The sequence below is a fragment of the Sphaerisporangium sp. NPDC004334 genome (assembly GCF_053602655.1).
Genome location: NZ_JBSGDZ010000020.1, coordinates 1 through 24,294, shown reverse-complemented (window position 1 = coordinate 24,294; position 24,294 = coordinate 1). Strand labels below are relative to the sequence as shown.

The 24,294-nt window shown below is 72.1% G+C and carries 21 protein-coding genes; 5 read left to right on the top strand and 16 right to left on the bottom strand.

Annotation, left to right across the window (positions count from 1 at the left end):
* Nucleotides 1-9 precede the first annotated feature (9 nt).
* From pssA to ACWEN6_RS25770, 12 genes are all read right to left on the bottom strand, one after another.
* Nucleotides 10-849, bottom strand: a complete 840-nt coding sequence (gene pssA / locus ACWEN6_RS25825; protein ID WP_452573539.1) for a CDP-diacylglycerol--serine O-phosphatidyltransferase — start codon at nt 847-849, stop codon at nt 10-12.
* On the bottom strand, nt 836-1,483 hold the full coding sequence (locus ACWEN6_RS25820) for a phosphatidylserine decarboxylase (protein WP_452573537.1): 648 nt from the start codon (nt 1,481-1,483) through the stop codon (nt 836-838). The genes pssA and ACWEN6_RS25820 overlap by 14 nt, the downstream gene beginning before the upstream one ends.
* Nucleotides 1,484-1,604: 121 nt before the next feature.
* Nucleotides 1,605-2,588, bottom strand: coding sequence for a TerC family protein (locus ACWEN6_RS25815; protein ID WP_452573535.1), 984 nt, complete (start codon nt 2,586-2,588; stop codon nt 1,605-1,607).
* A gap of 610 nt (nt 2,589-3,198) precedes the next feature.
* On the bottom strand, nt 3,199-4,449 hold the full coding sequence (locus ACWEN6_RS25810) for a glycosyltransferase family 4 protein (RefSeq protein ID WP_452573533.1): 1,251 nt from the start codon (nt 4,447-4,449) through the stop codon (nt 3,199-3,201).
* Nucleotides 4,442-6,244: a murein biosynthesis integral membrane protein MurJ gene (gene murJ / locus ACWEN6_RS25805; protein WP_452573531.1), complete on the bottom strand. Its 1,803-nt coding sequence runs from the start codon at nt 6,242-6,244 to the stop codon at nt 4,442-4,444. Before murJ ends, ACWEN6_RS25810 begins: the two co-directional genes overlap by 8 nt.
* Nucleotides 6,241-7,242 carry a hypothetical protein gene (locus ACWEN6_RS25800; protein WP_452573529.1) on the bottom strand — a complete coding sequence of 334 codons (1,002 nt, stop codon included), beginning with the start codon at nt 7,240-7,242 and terminating at the stop codon, nt 6,241-6,243. The genes murJ and ACWEN6_RS25800 overlap by 4 nt, the downstream gene beginning before the upstream one ends.
* Before the next feature lie 60 nt (nt 7,243-7,302).
* A complete protein-coding gene (locus ACWEN6_RS25795; RefSeq protein ID WP_452573527.1) occupies nt 7,303-8,280 on the bottom strand; it encodes a copper transporter in 978 nt (325 codons plus the stop codon).
* Nucleotides 8,277-9,473, bottom strand: a complete 1,197-nt coding sequence (gene steA, locus ACWEN6_RS25790) for a putative cytokinetic ring protein SteA (RefSeq protein WP_452573525.1) — start codon at nt 9,471-9,473, stop codon at nt 8,277-8,279. Before steA ends, ACWEN6_RS25795 begins: the two co-directional genes overlap by 4 nt.
* Before the next feature lie 706 nt (nt 9,474-10,179).
* Entirely contained in the window at nt 10,180-11,988 is a 1,809-nt protein-coding gene (recN, locus tag ACWEN6_RS25785) for a DNA repair protein RecN (protein WP_452573523.1), read from the bottom strand.
* Nucleotides 11,989-12,316: 328 nt separating this feature from the next.
* Entirely contained in the window at nt 12,317-13,225 is a 909-nt protein-coding gene (locus ACWEN6_RS25780) for an NAD kinase (protein ID WP_452573521.1), read from the bottom strand.
* A gap of 35 nt (nt 13,226-13,260) precedes the next feature.
* Nucleotides 13,261-14,079, bottom strand: coding sequence for a TlyA family RNA methyltransferase (locus ACWEN6_RS25775; RefSeq protein ID WP_354926620.1), 819 nt, complete (start codon nt 14,077-14,079; stop codon nt 13,261-13,263).
* Nucleotides 14,080-14,233: 154 nt separating this feature from the next.
* Entirely contained in the window at nt 14,234-14,407 is a 174-nt protein-coding gene (locus ACWEN6_RS25770; protein WP_354844681.1) for a hypothetical protein, read from the bottom strand.
* A 300-nt stretch (nt 14,408-14,707) separates the two neighbouring features.
* Between ACWEN6_RS25770 and ACWEN6_RS25765 the strand changes: the two genes are divergently transcribed.
* On the top strand, nt 14,708-15,055 hold the full coding sequence (locus ACWEN6_RS25765) for an SCP2 sterol-binding domain-containing protein (RefSeq protein ID WP_452573519.1): 348 nt from the start codon (nt 14,708-14,710) through the stop codon (nt 15,053-15,055).
* Nucleotides 15,056-15,297: 242 nt separating this feature from the next.
* On the opposite strand, the gene ACWEN6_RS25760 is transcribed toward ACWEN6_RS25765, so the two are convergent.
* Nucleotides 15,298-16,293: an HAD-IIA family hydrolase gene (locus ACWEN6_RS25760; RefSeq protein WP_452573517.1), complete on the bottom strand. Its 996-nt coding sequence runs from the start codon at nt 16,291-16,293 to the stop codon at nt 15,298-15,300.
* A gap of 118 nt (nt 16,294-16,411) precedes the next feature.
* Nucleotides 16,412-16,870: a tetratricopeptide repeat protein gene (locus ACWEN6_RS25755; protein WP_452573515.1), complete on the bottom strand. Its 459-nt coding sequence runs from the start codon at nt 16,868-16,870 to the stop codon at nt 16,412-16,414.
* Nucleotides 16,871-17,053: 183 nt separating this feature from the next.
* Here ACWEN6_RS25755 and ACWEN6_RS25750 point away from each other — a divergent pair, with 183 nt between their 5' ends.
* Nucleotides 17,054-18,250, top strand: a complete 1,197-nt coding sequence (locus ACWEN6_RS25750) for a DUF1015 family protein (RefSeq protein WP_452573513.1) — start codon at nt 17,054-17,056, stop codon at nt 18,248-18,250.
* Here ACWEN6_RS25750 and ACWEN6_RS25745 read toward each other — a convergent pair.
* Nucleotides 18,194-18,757, bottom strand: coding sequence for a single-stranded DNA-binding protein (locus ACWEN6_RS25745; RefSeq protein ID WP_452573511.1), 564 nt, complete (start codon nt 18,755-18,757; stop codon nt 18,194-18,196). The two genes, ACWEN6_RS25750 and ACWEN6_RS25745, sit on opposite strands and share 57 nt — an antisense overlap.
* Nucleotides 18,758-18,971: 214 nt before the next feature.
* On the opposite strand from ACWEN6_RS25745, the gene ACWEN6_RS25740 reads away from it, so the two are divergent.
* Entirely contained in the window at nt 18,972-19,910 is a 939-nt protein-coding gene (locus ACWEN6_RS25740) for an MBL fold metallo-hydrolase (RefSeq protein WP_452573509.1), read from the top strand.
* Between the two features lie 158 nt (nt 19,911-20,068).
* On the opposite strand, the gene ACWEN6_RS25735 is transcribed toward ACWEN6_RS25740, so the two are convergent.
* Nucleotides 20,069-21,331, bottom strand: a complete 1,263-nt coding sequence (locus ACWEN6_RS25735; protein WP_452573507.1) for a hypothetical protein — start codon at nt 21,329-21,331, stop codon at nt 20,069-20,071.
* Nucleotides 21,332-21,427: 96 nt separating this feature from the next.
* Between ACWEN6_RS25735 and ACWEN6_RS25730 the strand changes: the two genes are divergently transcribed.
* Together ACWEN6_RS25730 and ACWEN6_RS25725 are read left to right on the top strand one after the other, a co-directional pair.
* Complete coding sequence (locus ACWEN6_RS25730) at nt 21,428-21,676, top strand: hypothetical protein (protein WP_452573505.1); 249 nt, start codon at nt 21,428-21,430, stop codon at nt 21,674-21,676.
* Between the two features lie 2,065 nt (nt 21,677-23,741).
* The gene (locus ACWEN6_RS25725; protein ID WP_452573503.1) at nt 23,742-24,197 is read left to right on the top strand and encodes an SRPBCC family protein; all 456 of its coding nucleotides are present in this window, start codon (nt 23,742-23,744) and stop codon (nt 24,195-24,197) included.
* The last annotated feature ends 97 nt before the right edge of the window (nt 24,198-24,294 follow it).

Genomic DNA, 24,294 nt, shown 5'->3' with positions numbered 1-24,294 from the left:
GCCGCCGGGCTAACGGACGGCGGACTCGGTGTCCTTGCGCTCCTTGCGCTGCTCGCGCTTGAACATGAGCACGCGCAGCGGGATGGCCGACACCAGGGCGATCTGCATGCAGGCGCCGACCTGGATGAGCAGGTCACCGCCGGACAGGTCGGCCGCCCAGACGATGAGGCAGACCACGTTGATCATGACCCAGCCGAGCACGACCGCCGCGAGGTTGCCCTTGGGCTTGGGGTACTCGATGCGGCTCACCATGAGCCAGGCCACGGCGAAGATGCCGAGCAGGGTGAAGTACGACGGCTGGAACAACAGCACGATGGAGACCACCGTCATGGCGCCCATCGGGATGGGCAGGCCCATGAAGTCGCCGCTCTTGGTCTTGACGCAGGCGAAGCGCGCGAGCCGGACGACGCCGGCCACCAGCACCGAGACGGCCGCGCAGAGGACCACCCACAGCGGCAGCTTGTGGGAGAAGCCGGCCCAGGCGACCACCATGAACGCCGGGGCGAAGCCGAAACTGATCACGTCGGCGAGGTTGTCCAGCTCGGCCCCCATGGCCGAGGCGCGGAACTTGCGGGCGACCAGCCCGTCGAACAGGTCGCACGTGGCGCCGATCAGCAGCAGCACCACGGCGGTGGCGAAGTAGCGGGGGTCGGACTGGAACTCACTCTGGGCCTGCAACTGACTGATCGCCGACCACGCCAGCACGCACACCGCGAGGAACCCGCAGACCGCGTTGCCGATGGACAGCGAGTCGGCCGCCGACAGCCGGAAGGCCTTGCCGACCGGTCCCCGGGGTTCTTCGTCCTCGTCCACGCCCTCTATGGACCAGCCTGCGTCAGCCGCGGTCAATGCGAGTCACTCCTGCCGTCGTCCGCTGCCCCACGCTCACCGCAGGGGCGATCCCTTCTGGAAGGTAGATGTCCACGCGGGAGCCGAACCGGATGAGCCCGATGCGCTCCCCTCGCGTGAGCTTCGCCCCCATGCCGACGTACGGCACGATGCGGCGCGCCACGGCTCCGGCGATCTGCACGAGCTCCAGGTCGCCGATCTCGGTCTCGAAGTGCCACACGACCCGCTCGTTCTGGTCGCTGTCCTTGTTGAACGCCGGGCGGAAGCCGCCCGCCACGTGCCGGATGGAGGTCACCGTGCCGTCGAGCGGCGCGCGGTTCACGTGGACGTCCAGCGGGCTCATGAAGATCGCCACGCGGGTGCGCCCGTCCGGCTGCGGGTCGATGCTCTGGACCACGCCGTCGGCGGGGCTCAGCACCAGCCCTGCGCCAGGCTCGCGGTCGGGGTCGCGGAAGAACCACAGCATGGCGCCGGTGAGAGCGGTCAGCGGAGCCGCCGCGAGCACCCACGGGCGGGACCGCCGGGCCAGGCCCGCCGAGACGGCGGCCGCGGCGGCGGTGGGGGCCAGCCAGGGGGAGACACCACGTGCCAGCCGCACGCGGCGGCGACTGTGGCTTGGCGAATCGTTGGACACGGGGAACCTTTTGTGATGTTTGCGGCCAGAGACCGGTTCGTGACTTGTCGCCGAATGTTACCCATCCCGTCGCCATTGCATAGCGATACGAGACAAGCAAATCGCCTCATGCACCAATTCGCTACCCCTGGGACACCTTCGCCGGGGCGGCGGCGCCACCGGACCGCTTGTCGCGCCTGGCCTTGATGAGGCTGGCCACTGTGGTGACCACCATCGTCACGCCGATGACCGAGAGGGAGACCCAGATCGGCACTTCGGGCGCCCAGGAGACGCCACTGGTGTGCAAGGCCTCCATGATGAGCTTAACCCCGATGAAGCCCAGAATGAACGACAGACCGTAGCTGATGTACACCAACCGCTGCAGGAGCCCACCGAGCAGGAAATAGAGCTGACGCAGGCCCATCAGGGCGAACGCGTTGGCGGTGAAGACGATGAAGGCGTCCTGCGTGAGCCCGAAGATCGCGGGGATGGAGTCCAGCGCGAACAGCAGGTCGGTGGTGCCGATGGCCACCATGACGATGAGCATCGGGGTCACCATGCGGCGGCCGTCCACCCGGGCGGTGACCTTGGAGCCGACGAAGCCGTCGGTGGTCGGGAAGATGCGGCGCACCCACCGCAGCAGGAGGTTCTCCTTGAACTCCTCCTCGTCGTGGCCGCGCAGCAGGTTCACGGCGGTGTAGAGCAGGAAGGCCCCGAACACGTAGAACAGCCAGCCGAAGCGCTGCAGGGCCGCCGCGCCGACCAGGATGAAGATCCCGCGCATCACCAGGGCCATCAGCACGCCCACCAGGAGCACCTTGTGCTGGTACACCCTCGGCACGGCGAAGCGGCCCATGATGATGTAGAAGATGAACAGGTTGTCCACGCTCAGGCTGTACTCGGTCAGATAGCCGGCGAAGTACTCGCCCGCATGGTCCGGCCCGGCGATCATCCACAGGCCGATGCCGAACAGGACGGCCAGCGTGACGTAGAAGCCGACCCAGAAGCTCGCCTGCCTCAGCGAGAACTCGCGGGGCTCACCCCTGTCGACGATCCACAGGTCGAACGCCAAGACCACCAGCAGCCCACCGATGAGCGCTGCCCAAACCCACACGGAAACGTCCAAGACAAACCTCCGGCCCGCGTCAAAGTGCCGGAGGTCTCTCCCGCCCGCACCAGTGGCGCGGACCGGCAGCCCCGGGCGCGCCGTAAGGGACGTTCCGTGATGACGAGGCTGTCGCGAAGGGATACTCCCCCCCTCGCCGAGGAGTATAGGCGAGCGCATAAGCCGTACCTAATCAGCGGTTTCACCAGGCGCGGCCTTCCGGCCGCCCGCGCCCCCGAATCCGCTGATCAACGCCGGTTCCCGCACGGTCCACCCCCATCCGAGACACCCCCACGACGACGGCCGGCCAGAGAAGGACCACCGGAAACCGCGACCAGAACGCCCGAACGCCGAAAGGCCGGCCAGAACGCACAAGGACCGCCGCGAGGAAGCACCCAGACGCGCCTGAACCGTCGCGAGGCGGCAGTCGCGAGGCGGCACAGGAACGCACAAGGTCCATACCGAGAAAGCGCCCGGACGCGCGAGAACCGTCCCCGGGAGGCGCAGGGACGGACAAGGACCATCCCGAGGAAGCGTCCGGACGCGCGAGGAAACCTGGCGAGGGGGCGCCCAGGAGGCGCTGAGGCCGCCGGAAGGGCGGCCGGGACGCGAGAGGCCGCCGCGAGAACGGTCAGGCGTGGCCCGTGGCGGTCGCTCGCGCGGCCTCGTAGGCGGTGGCGGCGGCGCGCAGGGCGGCCTGCTCGTCCGGCAGCGGGCGGGCCGCCGCGGCGGCCGACAGGCGGGCGGCCAGCGCCGGATCGGCGATCAACCGCGCGATCGCCTCGCGCAAGGCGGCCGCGTCCCCGGGCGGGACGAGCAGCGCGGCCTCGCCGACCATAGCCGGGACGCCGCCGACCGCCGTCGCGACGATCGGCTTGGCGGCCCTGAGCGCCTCCTGCACGTTCAGCGGCTGTCCCTCCCAGCGGCTCGGCGACACCAGCGCGTCGGCCGCCTGGAGCAGGTCGGCCACATCGGCGCGGTCGCCCAGGAGCAGGACCGGGAGCCCTTCGGCCTCGACGCGGGACCGCAACACGCCGCTCAGCGGCCCGTCCCCCGCGACGACGAACAGCGGGACGGCGCCCTCCGTGTACGGCCCGCGCGCGGCGTCCAGGAGCGTCTCCAGGCCCTTCTGCTGGGCCAGCCGGGCGATCGTCAGCAAGATCGGCCCGTCGCCCTCCCGGGCCCCTGCGGCCCCATCGCCGGGCGTCGTATGCGGCACAACGTCACCTGACACCCCACCCGGCTCGCCGCCGGACTCAACCGCGTCCGACACCCCACTCGGCTCGGCGCCGGACTCGGCGGGGCTCGACCGACTAAGTTCTGCTCTCAGTTCGGCGCGGACTTCGGCCGGCGTCCTGGTCGCGGGCGACAGCGGCGGCGCCGGGACGACCGCCGTAGCGACGTGACGGGCCCCGAGGGCGGTCATCCGCTCCCCCAGGTCGGGAGCCACCACGAGCACTCGATCAGCCTTTTTCGCAACAATGCGCTCCAAAAGCCCATATATCGCGCCAACCGCTCCCCCGGCGGTCAGCGCGTTGTGCAAGGTGACCACCAGTGCGGTACGGCGGCCGGCCAGCGCCAGGGCCGCCAGCGCGCCGGCGCGCAGCCCGTGCGCGTGCACCACGTCGGCCCCCGCCAGCAGGGTCCGCAGCCGCGCCACGGCCCGCAGGTCGGCCGCCGGACGGGGCCGGTCGGAGATGGGCACCCCCGCGAAGTTCGCGACGCCAGAGAAGCCGAACGCCTCGTCGGTGCTCGCCGGGCCGATCACCACGACCTGGCGGCCCTCCCGGGCGAGCCCTCCGGCGAGCATGCGCACGTGCCGCCCCACCCCGCCGGTGCTCGTCCCGAGCACCAAAGCCACGCGCCGCGCCGTCTCAGCCATCTCCGCCGTTCCCTCCTCGGCCGCCCCCGCGCACGCGCGACAGCGCCGCCATCACATCAGGCCTGTCCACGGCCAGCGCCACGGCCAAAGACGCCACCAGGGCCGCCGCACCGGCCGGCACCGTCACCGCCGCCCCGGCCACCGGCCCGCTGGCGGGCAGCAGCGCGGCGACCCACAGACCGGCCACGAAGCCGGCTCCGCCGCCCAGCACCGCGGCCAGCGTCGCGCGCCCCACCCCGGCCAGCGCCGCCGCGCCCTCGCTCCGCAGGACGGCGGCCATCAGCAACGCCCCGCCCGCCGTCATGCCCACGGCGCTGCCGAGCGCTAGGCCGCCGAGCCGCCAACCGGCGGGGAAGGCCACGGCGAAGGCCGTCTGCGCGGCCATGACCACCAGCCACCCGGCCACCGTGCCCGCGGCGGCCGCCCTTCCCCTTCCCCGCGCGTACAGCACGCGGCCCAGGTGGGCGATCAGGCCGTACCCGAGCAGGCCGGGCGCGAACAGCGCGATGGCCCGCGCCAGCTCGGCCGGGGGCACCTCGCCGGCCTTGCCGCCGACGAAGACCTCCGCCACCGGAGCCGCCACCCCCGCCAGCGCCCCGGCGGCGATGCCGGACACCAGGATGACCGCCCGCGTGGTCTGCGCCGACAGAACGGCGAACCCGTGGCCGTCCCCCTCCTCGGCCCGCGCGGAGAGGGCGGGGAACGCGCTGGTGGCGATGGGCACCGCCAGGACGGCGTAGGGCACCTGGTAGATCGCCCAGGCGAAGTTGTACCCGGGCAGCCCGCCGACGCCGAGGTACCGGTTGGCGAGCCACACCACCAGCGCCGTGGCCACCTGCTGGGCGATCAGGGCGCTGAGCCCGGCCACCGCCAGCCGGCGCACCCGCGCGGCCACGCCCTCGGGGAAGCGCAGGGTCGGCCGCAGCCGCAGGCCGAGCCGCGAAGACGGGCCGATGACCGTCACGACCAGCGCGAGCACGCCGAGGGTGGTGCCGACGGACAGGGCCAGCTCGGCCGGGCGCGGCACCGCCGTCACAGGGGCGGTGACGCCATGCGCGAGCGGCACGAACAGCAGGTAGGCCACGATGACCACCAGGCTGGACACCAGCGGGGCCAGCGCCGGGCCGGTGAAGCGCCGGTGGGCCTGGAGCACCCCGTACAGCACCACGGCCAGGCCGTACAGGGGGATCTGCGGGGCGAAGACGACGAGCATCCGGGTCGCGGTGTCCAGCAGGTCGCCCGGGTCGCAGCCTCGCACCTGCCCGGCGAACAGCTCCATCACCGGACGGGCCGCCAGGGCGGTGAGCGCTCCGAGCGGCACCAGCAGCACCAGCACCCAGCTCAGCAGCGCCGAGGTGATCCGCCCGACCCGGTCCCGGGCCTCCTCGGCGCTCGACTCGGCGCTCGACTCGGCGCTCGACTCGGCGCTCGACTCGGCGCTCGACTCGGCGCTGGACTCGGCGCCCTCACCGGCCGCACCGCCACCTGTCGGCGCCGAGCGCGAGCCGGCGGGGACCGGCGCCGAGCGCGAGCCGGCGGGGACCGGCGCCGAGGAGCGGGAGGCCGCCCCGGCGAGCACCGGGACGATCATCCCGGCGAGCGCGCCGCCGACGACGACCTCGAACACGATGTTGGGCACCTGGTTGGCGGTGAAGTACGCCGTGGCCAGGCAGCCGGTGTCCACCGTGCGGGCCAGGACGAGCTGCTTGGCGAAGCCCACCACGCGGGCCAGGATCGTGACGGCCGCGATGAGGGCCGCCGCGGCGGCCAGGCCCCGGCCCACCCGTGCGGTCATGCGGGACGGCGGCCCAGCATGTCGAGGCGGTTGAGCACCGGGTTGCCGGCGATGACCTTGGTGAAGCTGACCTTCTCGGAGGCGGCGGTGAGGGCCGCGACCGCGCCGAGCAGCACCAGCCGGGCCGGGCGGCGCAGCCCGGCGACGGCCGCGACGCCGAGCAGCGCCCCGAGGGCGTTGGCGCCCGCGTCGCCGAGCATGGCCCGTTCGCCGAGGTCCTCCGGCAGCAGGGCGAGGCCCGCCCCGATCGGCACCGCGGCCAGCGCCGCCCCCGTGGCGGCGCTCGACCCGGCACGCCCGGCCACGCCCGCACGGCCGGGGACGACGCCCGCGCCCGCGGCCATGCCCGCGCGACCCGCGAGGAGCCCCGTGCCGTCGATCGCGCTCGTACGACCGGCGGTCGCGCCCTTGACGAGCGAGGCCGCGAGCAGCGGCCCACCGGCGAGCAGCCCCACCTTGATGGCCCGCCCGGGACGCAGGTCGAACAGGTTGGCCAGGTTGGCGCTGCCCGCGATGAGCGCGCCGTCGAGCAGGGTGTCCACGGCGGCGGACACCGCGCCGCGTCCCGCCTCGCCGGGGTGGCGGGGCAGCAGGGCGGCGGCGGCCAGGCCCGCCGCGCCGATGCCGAGGATCTTCACCGCGCCGCTGGTCACCTCACCGCGCGCCAGGGCCGTCAGGTGTCCCTTGAAGCCCTTGGAGGACGTCGCCCCCCGAAGGTCGTCGTAGGCGCCGAGGGCGCCGCCGCCCACGGTGGCGAGCACCGCCGCCGCGCGGGCCCGCGGAGGCAGGCCCGGCGCCAGCGCCACCGCCGCGCCGGCGCCGGCCACGAACGCGGGCCCCTCCAGCAGAGTGAGCGGCTCGCCGCGGTGGTTGGTGCGCGTCCAGGTCTTCTCGTCGCCGATCGGAGGGCGGTGGGTGAACGCCGAGTAGGCGGCGCGGGCGGCGACGGCGCCGAGGGCCGCGCCCGCCAGGGCGCCGAGCCAGGTGCGATGGGCCACAGCAGATCCCTCTTCGTCAGGAGCACCCGGCGCGACCGCCGGGACTGGGCGTGCGGCGCGTCAGCCGCCCGCGCCCGCGGTGGGAGTGGGCGTGGACGAGGACACGGGGGTCGGTTCGACGGCCGTGGCGTCCGAGCCGAGACCGTACTGCCCGGCCTTGCCGGCCGCCTGCTCCCGCAGAGCGTAGACCACCACGGCCTGCCCAGAAGCCATATCGGGGTTGTCGACGGTGGAGACCTTCGCCGCCGCGTCGCTCTCGGCGCGCAGCGCCGCGATGACGCCCGCCGCGGTCGAGGTGGGCACCGCGCCGGTGACGACCGCGCCCTCGCCACCCTCGTCCAGCCCGGTGGCCAGCGCGACGACGGCGGAGTTCTGCGCGTCCGCGGTGTCACCCTCGTAGGGGGTGGCCGGGGCCACGACCAGCGCCAGCGTCGCCCGCTTGCCCGGGTCGCCTTCGACCGACAGCAGCCCGTCGCTCTCGAAGGAGCCGAGCACGCCGGCGGCGGCCGGCTCGTCCTTGCCGGCCTGGGCCTTGTCGGAGGTCATCAAGGCGCCGGCCAGCACCGCGGCCGCCTTGTCGTACGGCGTGGCGTTGAGGGGGAACTCCATGGCGGCGGGCTTGGCGGTGGTCGCCAGCTCGTCCAGGACCGCGGCCTGCTCGGCGTTGAGGTACTTCTCGGTGAGCGTGACCCGGCCGGTGACCACGGCCCCGGCCGCGGTGACCACGTGATCGATGGGGTCGCGCAGCTTGGAGTCCGCGCCGGGCGCCTCGACGATCACGACGCGCTCGCCGGTCAGGGCGCCCTGGACCAGCAGCGGGAGGCGGTCGGCGATGAAGGAGTCGTCGGCGCCTTCGCGGCTCTGCACCCCGCTCACCTGCGCCTGCAACTCGATGTTGCGGGCGCGCAGCTGCGCGGTCACCGCCTCGGTGGATGCGACCAGCGGGGCGTTCAGCACCGTGCTGCCCAGGACGATGCCGATGGCGAGCGCGAGGAAGATCGCGACGATGGAGACGAGGTGATAGCGGAAATCGATCACGAGAAGAGTCCGACCAACCAGAAGATGAAACCGTTCCAGGCGTCCCGAAGTCCGTTCAGCCAGACCTTCCCCATCGGGGAGAACCACAGCACGACGCCTACCGTGACCATCGCCGTCGCCACCAGCAGCAGCAACGAGCCGATCGAGATGCGGCTGCGGTACAGCCGGCTCACGCCCTTGGCGTCCACGAGCTTGCCGCCGACCCGGAGGCGGGTGAGGAAGGTGCTCGCCATGCCCGAGCGCCCCTTGTCCAGGAACTCCACCAGCGTGCCGTGGGTGCCGACCGCCACGATCAGGCTCGCGCCCTTGTCGTCGGCCAGCAACATCGCGATGTCCTCGCTGGTACCGGTGGCGGGGAACACCACGGCCTGCTGGCCGAGCTGCTGGACCCGTTCGAGGCCGGGCGCCCGGCCGTCGCGGTAGGCGTGCACGACGAGCTCGGCGCCGCAGCACAGGCTGCGTTCGGACACCGAGTCGAAGTCGCCGACGATCAGGTCGGGCATGTAGCCGGCCTCCAGCAGGGCGTCGGCGCCGCCGTCCACCCCGATGAGCACCGGGCGGTACTCGCGGATGTAGTGGCGGAGGGTGGCGATGTCCTCCTTGTAGTGGTAGCCGCGCACCACGACCAGAACGTGCCTGCCCTCCATGGAGGTGCGGATGTCGGGGACGCCGACGCCGTCGATCAGCAGGTCGCGCTCGCGGCGGATGTACTCCATCGTGTTGATGGCGAAGTCCTCGATCAGGACCGACAGGCCCGCCCGCGCCTCGGCCATCGCGGCGGCGACGCTGTCGGGGGTGGCGATCTCGCCCTTCCCGACGATCTCGTCCTCCAGGTACACCACGCCCTCGTGGACGCGCACCAGGTCGCCGTCGCGGACGCGGTCGAACACCTCTGGGGTGACGTTGTCCACGAGCGTCACCCCGGCGTTGAGCAGGATCTGCGGGCCGAGGTTCGGATAGCGGCCGCTGATGCCGGCGGCGATGTCGAGCACGACGGAGACGCCGCACGCGACAAGAGCCTCCGCGCTCACCCGGTCGACGTCGACATGATCGATGATCGCGATTTCCCCGGGCCTGAGGCGCTTTGTCAGCCTCTTGGTCCGCCGATCGATCCTCGCCACTGCCGTCACCCCGGGAAGGTCTGGGACCTTCCTGCGGCGGAGGCCCTGAACCTTCAAGGTCGGCACCTTCATCACGAACCATCCTGCCAGAGCGTGCGACCAAGATGGGCCCGCATCACGGCGTGTCAGACCTGTCACTGTGGGTACACCGGACGCCCACCGCCGGACAACCACTGCCCTCCACTCATCCTCACGAACGCCCAGCCCCCATCCTCACGAACGCTCGGCTCGCATCCGCACGAATCGCCTGCACGCGAGCGCAGAACGCCCCGCACGCATGGGCACGAACGCTCAGCACGCTTCCTCACAGACGCTCAGCACGCATCCTCACCGCACCGGCGACATCCTCACGAACGCTCGCACCGCCCTCGGACCATGCCGCGCGCGCCCCTGGCCTCCCGCGAGGCGCCCGCGGAGGCACGCACTTCCGAGCCCGCGTGTCTCTCATGTGCGTCCCGACGCCTTCGCGCACGCGAACCCCCGCCGGCTCCCGCGCGAGCACAAGCCGGCACAAGACCGTCCCCCAGGGTACGCACATCCGGCCGCCCAGGACGGACGGTCGCCGTGATCCACCCCTGATGGGCGGCCGGATTCATCGGCCGTCCCCGCCGCGGACCGCTGTCGCGGGGACCGCCGGTGCGTGCGCCCGATGACCGACGGCCCGCGTGTGCTCGCCGCCGCACGGCTGGAGCGTGGCGCCAATGGCCGGGGGCCGTCATGGCTCACGGGTTCGGTCGACGATCGACGGCCGGCGTGGACGACCGGCGGCCCGTGAGGGTCATGAACGGCCGGTGGACTTGCCCGTGGCGGCGGGCTTGCCGGACGCGCCGGCGCTCCTGCCGCCGCGGGCGGGCCTGCCGGACGGGGTCGCCGCCGTGGCCTTGTCGGCCGCGGCGATGGACAGCAGTTCCTCGGCGTGCGCGCGGCCCAGCGCGGAGTCCTCCAGACCGGCGAGCATGCGCGACAGTTCCCTGGCGCGGCCCTCCGGGTCCAGAGCCGTGACACCGCTGCGCACGACGCTGCCGTCACTGGCCTTCTCCACGACCAGGTGCTGGTCGGCGAACGCGGCGACCTGGGGCAGGTGGGTCACCACGATGACCTGCGAGGTGCGGGCCAGCCGGGCGAGCCGCCTGCCGATCTCCACCGCGGCCTTGCCGCCGACTCCGGCGTCGACCTCGTCGAACACGAACGTCGGCACCGGGTCGGCGCCGGCGAACACCACCTCGATCGCCAGCATGACCCGGCTCAGCTCACCGCCGGAGGCGCCCTTGTTCAACGGCAGCGCCGGAGCCCCGGGATGGGACATCATGCGCAGTTCGACGTCGTCGACGCCGTCGGGACCGAACGAGCCCGTCGGGGTGATCACCACGACGACCCGGGCGTGCGGCATGGCGAGCGCGGTCAGCTCGGCGGTGACCGCCGCGCCGAAACGCTCGGCGGCGGCGGTGCGGATGTTGGTGAGCTCGGCCGCCAGCTCGGTCAGCCGTGCCGTCAGCTCCTCGTGCTCGCGGCTCAGCTCAGCGATGCGGTCGTCGTCCCCCGCCAGCTCGCCGACGCGGACCGCGGCCGACTTCGCCCAGGCCAGGACGGCCTCGCTGTCCTGGCCGTACTTCCTGATCAGGCCGTTCAGCAGCGCGCGGCGTTCCTGCACGGCGGCCAGCCTGGCGGGGTCGGCGTCGACGGACTCGGAGTAGGCGGCCAGCTCGGTGGCCACGTCCGACACCAGGTACCCGGCCTCGGCGAGGCGGTCGCCGATGCCCGACAGCGCCGTGTCGTACTCGCGGACGGCCTCGACCGCCGCCCGGGCCTGCCCGAGCAGGGAGACGGCGTCCTGGAGCCCCTGGACGGCGGCCATGGGGTCGCCGAGCAGGGCGGAGTGGGCGGTCACGGCGGCGTTCTTCAACGCGTCGGCGTGCGCGAGGCGCTCCTCCTCCTGCTTGAGCTCGGCCTCTTCGCCGGCCCTGGGGCCGGCCTTTTCGATCTCCTCCAGGCCGAAGCGCAGGTGGTCGGCCTCCTGGGCCCGCTCGCGCGCCTTGGTCGTGAGCTCCTGGAGCGTCTCGCCGACCTCCCTGTGGCGCTTGTAGGCCTGAGTGTAGGCCCGGAGCGGCTTGACGAGCTCTTCACCGGCGTAGCGGTCGAGCGCGGCGCGCTGGCGTCCGGGCTGCAGCAGCCGCTGCTGGTCCATCTGGCCGTGGACGGCCACGAGGTCCTCGGCGAGGTAGGTGAGCGTGCCCACCGGCACGGACCTGCCGCCGAGCCACGCGCGGGAGCGGCCCTCGGTGGAGACCGTTCTCGCGATGATCAACTCGCCGTCCTCGATCTCGCCGCCGGTGTCCTCGACCTGCTGGGCGACGCGGCCGCCCTGCTCGACGAACAGCGTGCCCTCGACCGTGGCCCGCTCGGCGCCGGGGCGGACGCGCGCGGGGTCGGCCCGGCCGCCGAACAGCAGCCCGAGCCCTGTCACGACCATCGTCTTGCCCGCGCCGGTCTCGCCGGTGACGACGGTGAAGCCCGAGGAGAGCTTCAGGACAGCCTCGTCGATCACCCCGAGCCCTTTGATCCGGACCTCATCGACCCGTGGCCGCACTGGGTCCCTCCCGCCGTTTCGCCGCGCCGCCTCCGCTCGGGCACCTCGCCGGAGCGTGTGGAGCTTGGCTCGGTCACCTCTTTTGTGCGGGTCGATCCTACGCGGAAATCGCCAAGGTTTTCGATGACCGGTGCCTTCTGCGCCTCAAAGGAGCGCACCCAACCGGTCGATACGACCAGAAACCGCACATTTCACGTCTTGTGGCGGCGGGACCCGGATGCCCGTCGCCCGCCCTCGGACGGGGCGGGCGAGGAGCGGCCGGGCGGACATCCCGGCCGCGCGGCCTCCGGCCGCACATCCCACCGGTCCGTGCCTCTTGGAACCGGGCTCAGTGGCGTACGCGGCCGCGCCAGCCCTGGACGGGCAGGTCGAACTTGGCGACGAGACGGTCGGTGAACGGGGCTCCGGTGGTGTCCGGGCCGTGCAGGCGCGCCAGCCGCACCGGCAGGTCGGCGCGCCGGACCTCCACCCGCACGCCCGGCGGCAGGTCGAAGCGGCGCCGCCCGTCGCACCACAGGACTCCTCCCGACGTGCCGGGAAGGATCTCGATGGCAATGTTGGAGCGCGGAGAGACCACCAAGGGGCGGGCGAACAGCGCGTGGGCGCTGTTGGGCACCAGCAGCAGCGCCTCGACCTCCGGCCACACGACCGGCCCGCCCGCCGAGAACGCGTACGCCGTCGAACCGGTCGGAGTGGCACAGATCACGCCGTCGCATCCCCACCGGGACAACGGCCTGCCGTCGATCTCCGCCACGACCTCCAGCATGCGGTCGCGCTTCTCGACGCTCGCCTCGTTGAGCGCCCAGGTCGAGGCCAGCAGCTCGCCGTTGGCGCGGACCTTCACATCGAGCGTCAGCCGCTCTTCGACGCCGTACCGGCCGGTCACGACGTGGTCCACGGCCTCGGCGAGGCCGGCCATCTCGGCCTCGGCCAGGAAACCGACGTGACCGAGGTTGATGCCCAGCAGCGGGGTGCGGGCCGGACGGGCGAGCTCCGCCGCGCGCAGCAGCGTGCCGTCGCCGCCGAGCACCATGAACACCTCGGCGTCCTCGGCGGCGGCGGGGCTCGCCGGCACCACGTCCACGCCGGGAGCGCCGATCTCCTCGGCCTCCGGCTCCATGACGCGGACCGTGAACCCCTCGGCGAGGAACCGATGAATCACCAGCCGCGCGCTCTCGACCGCCGGCTCGCGCCCCGTGTGAGCCGTGATCAGCACCGTACGCTTCGCGCTGTCCATCGTTGGCGCCGCTCCTCCCGCGGGTAGGTCGCGCACTATTGGGGACCTTCCGTGACCGCGCGATCGATCTCGGCGTCCAGGTCTGTGACAGGGTCGGGCCCCGGCCCCTTGCCGAGCCAGAGCAGATATTCGACGTTGCCCGACGGGCCCGGCAGGGGGCTCGCCGTCACACCGCGCACCGTGAGCGACAGCGTGGCCGCCGCGGCGGCGACGTCCCGGACGGCGCCGGCGCGCAGGCCGGGGTCGCGGACGACGCCCCCCGCCCCTACGCGGTCCTTGCCCACCTCGAACTGCGGCTTCACCAGCATGACGAAGTCGGCCTCCGGGGCCGCGCAGGCGGCGAGAGCCGGAAGGACCAGGCGCAGCGAGATGAACGACAGGTCGCCGACGACGAGCGTTGGAGGCTCGCCCACCGCGTCGCGGGTCAGGTCGCGCACGTTGACCCGCTCCATGACCGTGACCCGATCGTCGGTGCGCAGCGACCAGGCGAGCTGGCCGTACCCGACGTCGACCGCGAGGACGTGCGCGGCTCCGCGCCGCAGCAGCACGTCGGTGAAACCGCCGGTCGAGGCTCCGGCGTCCAGGCAGCGGCGCCCTTCGACGGCCAGGCCGCGCGGCTCGAACGCCTCCAGCGCGCCGATCAGCTTGTGGGCTCCCCGCGACACGTAGTCGGGGCCCTCCGGGGCTTCGACGACCACGATCGCCGAGGCCGTGTCCACCTGGGTCGCGGGCTTGGCCGCCGTACGGCCGCCGACGCTGACCCGGCCGCCGGAGATCAGCTCTGCGGCCTGCTCCCTGGAGCGGGCCAGGCCGCGGCGCACCAGCTCGCTGTCCAGCCGTATCCGACGGCTCACCGAACCCACCCCCCGGCCGTCGTAGCCTGTCCTGCCGTCGCGCGAGTGATGCGGCCCGACAAGGCCCGCCCGGCCGGCGCGGGGGCCGATCGTCCCGGCGCGGGGGCTGAGGCGGCCGAAGACGCCCACCTGGGCATGAGAATCCGCCCGGCCATCAGGAGACGCCGTCCCCCTGGATCGGGGTGGCGTCGTCCACGGAGGCGAGGGTGGCCTCCAGGCCCCCCAGAACCTCCTCGAACACCGGGACGTGCTCCCGGACGGGAACCTCGCCCAGGCCGCCCAGCCTGGCCAGGGCGGCGGCCACGCGGGCCTCGCCGCTCTCCGTCATGCGTCGTCTCCACGTCTCGTGCTTGCTCGCCGTGCGGCGTGTCCGTTTCGCCCCTGTGCCGCCGACTCGCGGTGTGTTCGTTGGTCGCGGGGCCGATCAGGGACATGATGGAATGATCGCTCGCCGGGTCACCGCCGCCTACGCGACGGCCGTAGACCCTGACCGTATCGGAAGCGGCCATCCATGTGATGCTCTTCTCTGCCCGGGCCGCTCTCGCGCGCCGGATTTGGCGTAGTACTCAAGTGAAACGCTACCTTCCGTAAGTCAGAGGGGCTTCGGGGATGAGAAGGGGTACCACGCATGGCGACCGTCGACGAGTGCAGGGCGGCGCTGGACAAACTCGCCGAGCAGTTCGCCGAGCTTGATCCAGAGACCCGTACCAAGCATGTGGTGGACAGAAGCCTGAGCTGCCGGATCACCGATCTGGACGTGACCTTCTACGGGCGGATCCACCATGACGGCCTCGAGCCGTTCACCGACGCCCCTCCCTCGGGAGGGCGGCCCGCCGATGTGCGCATCCGCATCTCCAGCGACGATCTGCTCTCCATGGTGAACGGCGAACTCGACATGGCACGGGCACTTCTGAGCGGCCGCGTCAAGATCGACGCCAGCCTAGGAGACCTCCTGCGGCTCCGCAAACTCCTCTGAAGCCCCCCGGCCGGCGACCTCCGCGACCATCCGCCCTCCCTCACGGCTCCAGCACCACCCCTCCCCACGCACAGACGATCAGGGCGCCGAAACGCACCACGTCACCGGCGGCCCAGGACGCCAGAGAACCACAGCCGCCTGACACCAGCGGACAGAACCGTCGGAGGTACACAACCGCCATGACCACCACGGACAGGACCATCTGAGCGCCATCACCACCGAGGCGCCCGAGGGACGGACCGTCAGGGGGACAGAGCCGCCATGACATGGGTGAGGGCGGCCTTGTCGGCCCGGCCGTCGCCCGCGTGCGCCCAGGAGGCGGCACAGGCGGCGCGGAGCCCGTCCAAGGGGTCGCCCTCGCCCTTCAGGCGCAGCTCGCCGGACTCCCATCGCGCCACCCAGCCCTCCCGGACCCACTCGTCGCCCTCGCCGGTGACCGGCGCCGGCGGCAGGTGGACGGCGGAGACGTCCGTGCCGATGTGCGTCGGACGGTGCTCGGGCGGCGCGACGAGCAGGTCCAGCGGGCCGGTGACCCCGCTCAGCACGAGCAGGCTGTCGACGCCCGCCCGGGTGGCCGCCTCGATGTCGGTGTCCAGCCGGTCTCCCACGATGAGCGGCTTCTCGGCGCCCGTGCGCAGCATGGACTCCCGGTGCAGTGGCGGCTCCGGTTTGCCCGCCGACACGGGCTCGACTCCGGTCGCGGTCGCGATGACGCGGGTCATCGCACCGTTGCCGGGCAGGACCCCCCGGTTCGTCGGCATGGTCGTGTCACCGTTGGCCGCGACGAACCACGCTCCCTGACGCACGGCGAGCGCTCCCTCGCTCAGCAGGGCGTAGGACAAATCAGGCGAAATGCCTTGGACCACGGCCACGGGCGCGTCCGCCGCGGTCGTCACCGGGCGCAACCCCTGCCCACGCACGGCGGAACGCAGGCCCATGCCGCCGACCACGAGCACGGCCGATCCCCTCGGCACCCGTTCGGCGATCATGCGAGCGGCCGCCTGGGCGGAGGTCACGACGTCGTCCGGCGTGGCCGGAACCCCGATGGACACCAGGTGCTCGGCGATCGCCGCCGGTGTGCGCGAAGCGTTGTTGGTCACGTAGGCGAGCCGCACCCCGGTGTCACCGGCGCGGGTCAGCGCCTCGGGCGCGCCTTTCACCGGCTGGCGGCCAAGGTAGACGACTCCGTCGAGATCGAGCAGCAAGGTGTCGTAGAGGTCGATCAGCGTGGTTGCCATGGCCCCACTATTTCCGATGCCCGGACACTCCCATGACCCGGCCACCATCCTCGCCCCGCACTCCCCTAAAGCCCCAGATCAGACCAGCCCTCCTCAGGCCAGACCAACCCACCTCCAGTCAGGCTTGGCGGGCTCGCAAGGTGGCGCGGACCTGCTTCAGGGCGGAGACGTAGTCGCGAAGGTCCGGGCGCATCGCCACGGCCATGGCCAGGTGCTCCTGGGCGGCCTTCATGTCGCCGGTGCGCCACAGGGCCATGCCCAGGCCGAAGTAGGCGTAGTCCTCGGTGGGGTTGGCGGAGACGATCCAGCGGAAGCTGTCGGCGGCGTCCTGGTACCGGCGCGAGTTGAACTGCGCCCTTGCCAGAGCCTCCCGGATGCTGCGCGAATCGGGTTCGGCATCGGCGGCCCGCGCCAGGATCGCCGCCGCGGCGGCCGGGCTGCCGTCCTTCAGCAGCTTGACCCCGCGCTGAAACCATTCATAGACGTCACCGGCTGGAGAGTTCGGGTCGTAGACATGATCCACAGGAGCGTTCGGCTGGTAGTCGGAGGGCTCCGGCCCGCTTCGTCCCTGCACCATCTTCAGAGGCCTCCTTCAGAGGACATGTCATCCCGGCTTCCTGACGAGCCGGGCAGCGCTACGACGTCGGGGCTGTCTCTGAGCGACGCGGGCCTTTATGGCACCATGCCCGGTATGGCCATCTCTGAACTGCCGTCGCCTGACGGACTGGTATTGCGCCCGTTCCGGGGTGTGCGTTTCGCAGTGGACGATCTGGCTGCCGTCACCTCTCCACCGTACGACCTCGTCTCGCGCGAAGACGTCCGCCATCTCCTCGACGCTCACCCCAACAACGTGGTACGGCTGATCCTTCCCGGGGCTGACCAGCACCGTTACGCCGAGGCTCGGGAGACCCTCACCGCGTGGCTCGACTCGGGCGTACTCGTCGTCGACGATCTCCCTTCCCTTTACGTCTACGAGCAGAGCGGGCCTGACGTGCTGCTCCGCGGCCTGATCGGTGACCTCGCCCTCTCTGAACCGGAGAAGGGCATCGTGCTGCCGCACGAGAACGTCATGCCGACAACGGTGGCCGATCGCCTGGCGCTCATGAAGACCACCGAGAGCAACCTGGAGCCCATCTTCCTGCTGTACGACGGCGACGGCGCCGCCGCCTCGCAGCTGGTCGACGAGGTGGCCTCGGCGCGGACTCCGCTCCTGGACATCCGCACCGACGACGGCATCTCGCACCGGTTGTGGGCCCTCACCGATCCGGCGGAACTGCGGACCGTGGCGGACGCTCTCTACGGATGCCGGGCCCTCATCGCCGACGGCCACCACCGATACGCCACCTACCTCGCCCTGCAACGGGACTACCACTCACAGGGACGCGGCGCGGGCGCCTGGGACTTCGGCCTGGCCATGCTGGTGGACTCCCGGGCCTACCCGCCCGACCTCAAGGCCATCCACCGCGTCATCCCCGGGCTGCCCCTGGAGGAGGCCGCGGCACGGTCCAAGGGAGCCTGGCGGGTGCACGAGTTCGTCCGGCTGGAGGAGGCGCTGGAGGCCCTGGCCACGGTGACGGGCCCCGCCTTCGTTCTGGGCGGCGAGGGGCACAGCCACCTGCTGACCGACCCCGACGCCGTGCAGTTGGAGCACGCGATGCCGGCGGCCCGGTCGGACGCCTGGAAGTCTCTGGTCACGTCGATCCTCTCGGAGTTCCTCTTGCCCAAGGTCTGGGGGTTGCAGGACGACGAGCAGACCGTGCGCATCGTCCACCATGACCCCTACCTGGCCGTCCGGATGGCCGGCCGCGAGTCGGGTACGGCGGTGATCGTCCCGCCCCTGACGGTCGAGAACGTGCTGGCCATCGCCGCCGGAGGCGAGCGCGTGCCCCGCAAGTCCACCTCATTCGGCCCAAAGCCCCGCACCGGCCTCGTCCTGCGCACCTTCTCCACCAACTGACTCCACTCCACGGCCGTTCGCTTTCCCTCCAACGGATGGGGCTCCGCTCGGTTGGTCCTGTCGACGGCTCACCCCGTCGCCGGTCGAATGCCGGACCGGTGGTCGGTGCTCGGCGGCGGTGGTGGGACCGTCCGCGTGGTCTTGGGCTGCGGCCGTGGGGGACGGGACGGCCGTATCCCTCCGTCCGGGATCTCGGGCCTGTAGGCGGCGCGCCTCGCGCACCTCGACCTCGTAGGTGCTGACTCCGCCGCCGGCGCCGCCCCGGTAGCGCTGGTGCAGCGCTCCCTCGACCGTGACGACGTCGTCGACCCGCCACCCGGCCACCCTGGCGCCCACCTCGGGATCAAAGGTGACGCACGCGATGCCGTCGGCCTTCTTGCCGCTCGGATGCTCGGCGGGCCGGCGCACCGCGAGCCCCCACATGGTCATCACATCTCCGCTGGGCAGCTCTCTGCGCCTCGCCGGCTTGGACAGCCGGCCGACCAGCGTCACCTCGTTGCGGTGCATGGGAACCCCTTTCCTGCCGCGTCCTGTCCATGGCAGGGCCATCCTTCGCCACCAGGCCGGACCACACGGGGTTCGAACGTCGTTCTGTGGAAAACATCGCGGGAGCCTGAAGCGAGCGGAGAAACGTGACCGCGGGTCACCCGTGGGATCGCCCAGGTGGTACGAACATAGGGGTCGCGGGCACGGCGCGCGCCCCGGGAACGAAGGAGCAGCTGTGGACAACGTCACGCCACTGGGCGGAGAAGTCTACGAGATCGACACGCGCATGGCGGGATTCTCGGGGATCACCGCGGGCTATCTGATCCTCGGCGACCGGCCCTGCCTGGTCGAGACCGGCACTTCGACCTCCGCTCCCGTGGTCCGCGACGCGCTCACCTCACTGGGGGTCGGACCGGACGATCTCGCCACGGTGGTCGTCACGCACATCCACCTCGACCACGCCGGAGGCGTCGGCGACATCGCCGGGTTCTACCCGTCGGCCGAGGTCGTCGTGCACCAGAAGGGCGCACGTCACCTCGCCGATCCGACCGTTTTGATGGCCAGCGCGAGAAAGGTCTGGGGTGACCAGCTCGACACGCTCTTCGGTACCCTGTCGCCCACCGAGGCATCTCGCATCCGGGCCCTGGACGACAGCGACTCCATCGACCTCGGCGGCGGCCGTACGTTGTCCAGCCACTACTCCCCTGGGCACGCCAAGCACCACGTCGGACTGCTGGACTCGGCGACCGGCGACCTCTACGTCGGCGACGCCGCGGGGGTGTACCTGCCGCAGACCGGCGACCTGCGGCCGGCCACGCCTCCCCCGGACTTCGATCTGCGGACGGCACTGAACTCGGTCTCGCTGTTCAAGGACCTGGGCCCCCAGCGGCTGCTGTTCAGCCACTACGGACCCGTCTCCGACGTCTCCGAAATCTTGGACCGATCGGCCGAGGAGCTGCGCGTCTGGGTCGATCTGACCCGCCAGGCCCACGCCCAGGGCATGGACCTCGACCACGCCGTGGCGATGGTGGGCGAGAAGACCCGTCAGCGCTACGCCGCCCCCGCGCCGGAGGACGCCGAGACGGTGCGGCAGATGGAGATGATCAGCGGAGTCCCGTTCAACGTGGCCGGCATCCTGCACTGGCTCGACCGCGCCGAGCCCTCCTCGGGCTGAAGGCTGCTCTGGTGTCGCGCGCCGGGCGAGCCGGGGCACGGTGCCGATGTCTCGCGCCGAGCAGGCTTAGATCGATCTGACGAGGGAACGATGAGTGGCGGGCGCCGCATGCCTCGAGTCTGTCGGCGCCCACCACCCTTCGTCAGCCTCCGCGCCTGTCAGGCATCACGCCGGTCCGGCCTGCGCGGCTGGACATCGGCGTCGTCGTCATCGTCGTCCTCCAGAACATCCCCCGGAACCGGTCTCGCCGAAACACCGAAGTCGGGTTCGATGAAGGCCGGCCCCATGCCGATCTCCATGCGCGGAGTCTCCGGCGCAGGACCGTCCGGAACCTGGGCCTCAGCGGCCTGCACGTCCTCGGCCGCCGTCCCCGACGCCTCGGTTGCCGTCCCCGACGCCTTGGCCGGCGTCTCGGCCGCCTCCGTCCCCGCCGATTCGTCGGACTTACCCGGCTTGTCGGTCACTTCGGACGGTGAGGCCACCGAGGAGGACGCGGACGGTCCGGCGACGGACGTGACGCCAGTGGACTCCGGCGACGGCGCCGGCTCCTCGGCCGAGCCGTCGGGGGACGCCACAGCCGCAGGGACTTCCTCACCGGCGTCGGGATTCTCGGCAGCACTCACCTCGGATCCGACCTGGACACCAGCACCGGCCCGTTCCCCCGACTCGCCGTCCGAGTCACCCAAGTCATCCGGGTCATCCCGGTCATCCGACTCGGTGGCGGTCTCGTCATCGCGCTCGGCGCCCGGCTCGGCCGGGTCGCCGTCCTCGCGATCCTCGACGAGCGCATCGCCGTCCACGTCGAACTCGCCGTCCTCGTCGTCCTCCTCGATGTCCTCGATGACGGCTCCGGTGAGGACCGCGTACCGCTCGGCCGCGTCGGTCTCTCCGTCCTCGTCGAACATCATGGCCCGCTCGAACCAGTCGGTCGCCGCACTCTCGTGCCCGGCTTCCGCCAGGGCGTCGGCGTAGGCGAAGGCCAGGCGGGCGGACCAGGGATGCGGCTCCTGGTTGCGCAGTTCCGGCACCCGCTGCAGAGTGATGACGGCCGCGTCGTGCTGACCGAGGTCGCGACGGGCGCCCGACTCCACGATCGCCAGCTCGATGCGCCCCGCACGGTCGAGGCGCTCGGCCTCAGGCGAACGGACCAAGTCCAGCGCCCGTTCCGGACGCCCCAGCCCGCGCTCACAGTCAGCCATGATCGGCAGGAACTCGTCCGAGCCGGTCATCCTGCGCGCGGCGCGCAGATCACTGAGCGCCTCGGCGTAGTGCCCGGCACGGTAGGCGGCCAGGCCCACCGCCTCCCGCACCACTCCGATGCGCGCGGCGAACCGGCGGGCGACCTTCGCGTGCTCGTACGCGAGCTCGGCGTCGTCGTCCCCCAGCGCGCGCTCCGCAGCCACCAGATGAGAAGCGATCATGGCGGCGAGGTCGTTGGGGAGGGAGCGGAGCTCGTCGCGGACGTCCTTCTCCAGTTCCTCGGGAGTGATGTCCGGCGCCAGCTCCGGAATGGCGACATGCTCCTCCCGGCGCCCCTGCCCGTCGCGGGGGCCGTGTTCGGTGTCGCGCGCGAACGGGCGGCCGCCGTCCCGGCCGTAGCGGCCACGGGAGCCACCGCGCTCACCCTGACCGGCGTCGCCCCGGTCATCCCTGGAGCCGTACCGACCGCGGTCGCCGTACTCCCGGCCCCGGTCGTCAGCGGACGTGCGCCCCTCGCGGGGACCGCGGTCGTCCCGCCCTTCACGGCTGAACGGGCGCGGCCCTGAGCCGGCTCGGTCGTCGCGGCGGAAGGGACGATCGCCGCCCTCGCCTCGTGTGTCGCGCCCGTACGGCCGGTCGCCGCCGCCGAACCGGCGCTCGCCACCGCCCTGCGGACGGTCGCCGCGGTCACCGCGGTCGTCACGGCCCGGACGGCCTTCCCCGCCGAACGGACGTGCTCCCGGACCACGGCGGTCGTCCCGCTGGAACGGCGGCCTTCCGCCCCGGTCGCCGGCGCCCGGAGGTCGCCCGCCACGGTCATCCCGCTCGAACGGACGGCCACCGCGGTCGCCACGGTCGAACGAGCGACCGCCACGGTCGTCGCGGTCGAAGGAGCGCGGACCACGGTCGCCGCGGTCATCCCGCTGGAAGGAACGCGGACCACGGTCACCACGGTCGAACGAGCGGCCGCCACGGTCGTCGCGGTCGGACGGACGGCCCCCAGGGCCACCACGATCGTCCCTGAAGGAGGGCCGGCCCTGCCGGTCACCGCGGTCATCCCGGTTGTACGGACGGGAACCCGCGCCACCGCGGTCGTCCCGTCCTTGATGACCTTCGCGTCCCTCACGGTTGAAGGGACGAGAGCCCGAACCTGTGCGATCGTCCCGCTGGAACGGGCGGTTCTCGCGGTCGCCCCGCCCGGGGCCGGAAGGACGGCCTCCACGGTCATCACGGTCGCGCCAGCCGGAGGAGCCGCCGGCGCCGCCGGCGCCTTGCTCGCGCCGATCTCCGTAGCGCGACTCGGACCGGCCGCCGTACGGGCGGTCACCGCGCGGCCCCTGGAATCCCTGGCCGCTACGGGGGGCGCCGTCCCGATCGCCACGACTGTAGGAACGCTCACCGGCGCCGGATCCGCCACTGCGGTCGTCACGACGATCCCCGCGCTCGAAGGAACGGGCGGGACGCTCCGGCCGGTCCCCTCGGTCGGAGGGACGGCTCTGGTAGCCGCCGCGCTCACCACGCTCATAGGGGCGTCCAGGACGGTCGCCGCGGTCGCCACGGCCGAACGTGGCGCGATCTTGGTAGCCCCCCCGCTCAGAACGCTCGTAGGGCCGCCCCGGCCGATCTCCACGATCGGTGGAGCCACCCGGACGGTCACCGCGATCGAACGAGCCCCCGGGCCGGTCACCGCGATCCGACGGACCACTCGGACGGTCGCCACGGTCGTAGGAGCGGCCTGGACGGTCCTGGCGGTCGCCACGGTCGAGGCTACGGCCCGGACGGTCGGGGCGATCAGGGCGGTCACCGCGCTCGTAGGAGCGACCAGAGCCCCCTGCCCTGTCGTCACGGCCGAAGGACCGGCCTTCGCCGGCCCCGCCCCGGCCCTCTCGGTTGAACGGCCGACCGCCGCGGTCGTCGCGCTGGAAGGGGCGTCCTCCACGAGAATCACGGTCGCGAGACCCGTACGAGCCGCCGGGGCCGCCGGGGCCGCCTTCGCGGCGCTCGCCGTAGCGCGGACCATCGCCGGAGCGCCTCTCTCCGCGCGCTCCCGCGCGGTAGCCGTCGGCCGGTCGCCCCTCCCTCGCGCTGTCGGAGCGGTCACCGCGGAATGTTCCGGACCCCTCGCCCGAGCGGTTCCCGCCATCTTCGGGACGGCCCGAGTCCTCACGTCCGTTATCTCTGTTCACTTCTGTCCTTCGTTGCTCGCTCACCGCGTCCGCCGTGATCGGCGTTCACCCGTAGCGCCGACCATGGCGCGGAGGGGACGGGTCATCCGGCCGCGGGACTCAAGGCCCGTTCATTCTGTCGCTGCCCGCCCTTGGCGCCTTACGCGACGAAGGCCACCCGTGGGGGTGGCCCGGCCCTGTCCAGCCTAGCAAGCCCCCACCCCCCAACCGTCCATTCGCCCGAACACCGCGGGCTCTCCACCACTGAAACGACCTTTCCGGCGGCTCTGACGTCAGCAGGCCGATCCACACCCACCATGGCCTTGTGCGATCATCACTGGGCCCGATCCGCGTCAACGGCGAACAGGTTCTGCCGCAGACGGGCTGGCTCATGACCAGGAGCTTTCCCGCTCGAACACGATTCGCCCGCTGTAGAGGAGTCCGGAATGAAAGGGGTCCCCGCGCCATGGCATCCATCCGCCAGGAGTTCGTGATCGACGCGTCCCCCGAGTACATCTGGGACGTGCTGCGCGATGTGGGCGCCGTCCATCAACGCCTGCTGCCCGGCCGCGTCGCCGACACCCGCATCGAGGGCGACCACAGGTTCCTGACCTTCCCCGACGGGCATGTGATCCACGAGTTGATCATCGCGATCGACGACGACGCCCGCCGCCTGGCCTACTCCGTCGTCGAGGGCGCTCGGCCACCGACCGAGCACCACCACGCCTGTTTTGAAGTTCACTCCGAGGGTGACCGGGCGGGACGGGTCGTCTGGACCACAGACGTATTGCCGCACGCACTCGCCACCGAGATCAGGATCCGCGTCCAACGCGGCGCGGAGGAGATGAAACAGGTGATCGAGCGACAGTACGAAGTAGCACTCTCCGACCGCCTCCAGTCGGGCAACATCCAAGGGCCGTAAACGCAGGTAGGCCATCCACACCGTGGATGGCCTACCTTGCACTACACACATAACTATCTATCAAATTTTGTCCGGCGGTGTCCTACTCTCCCACACC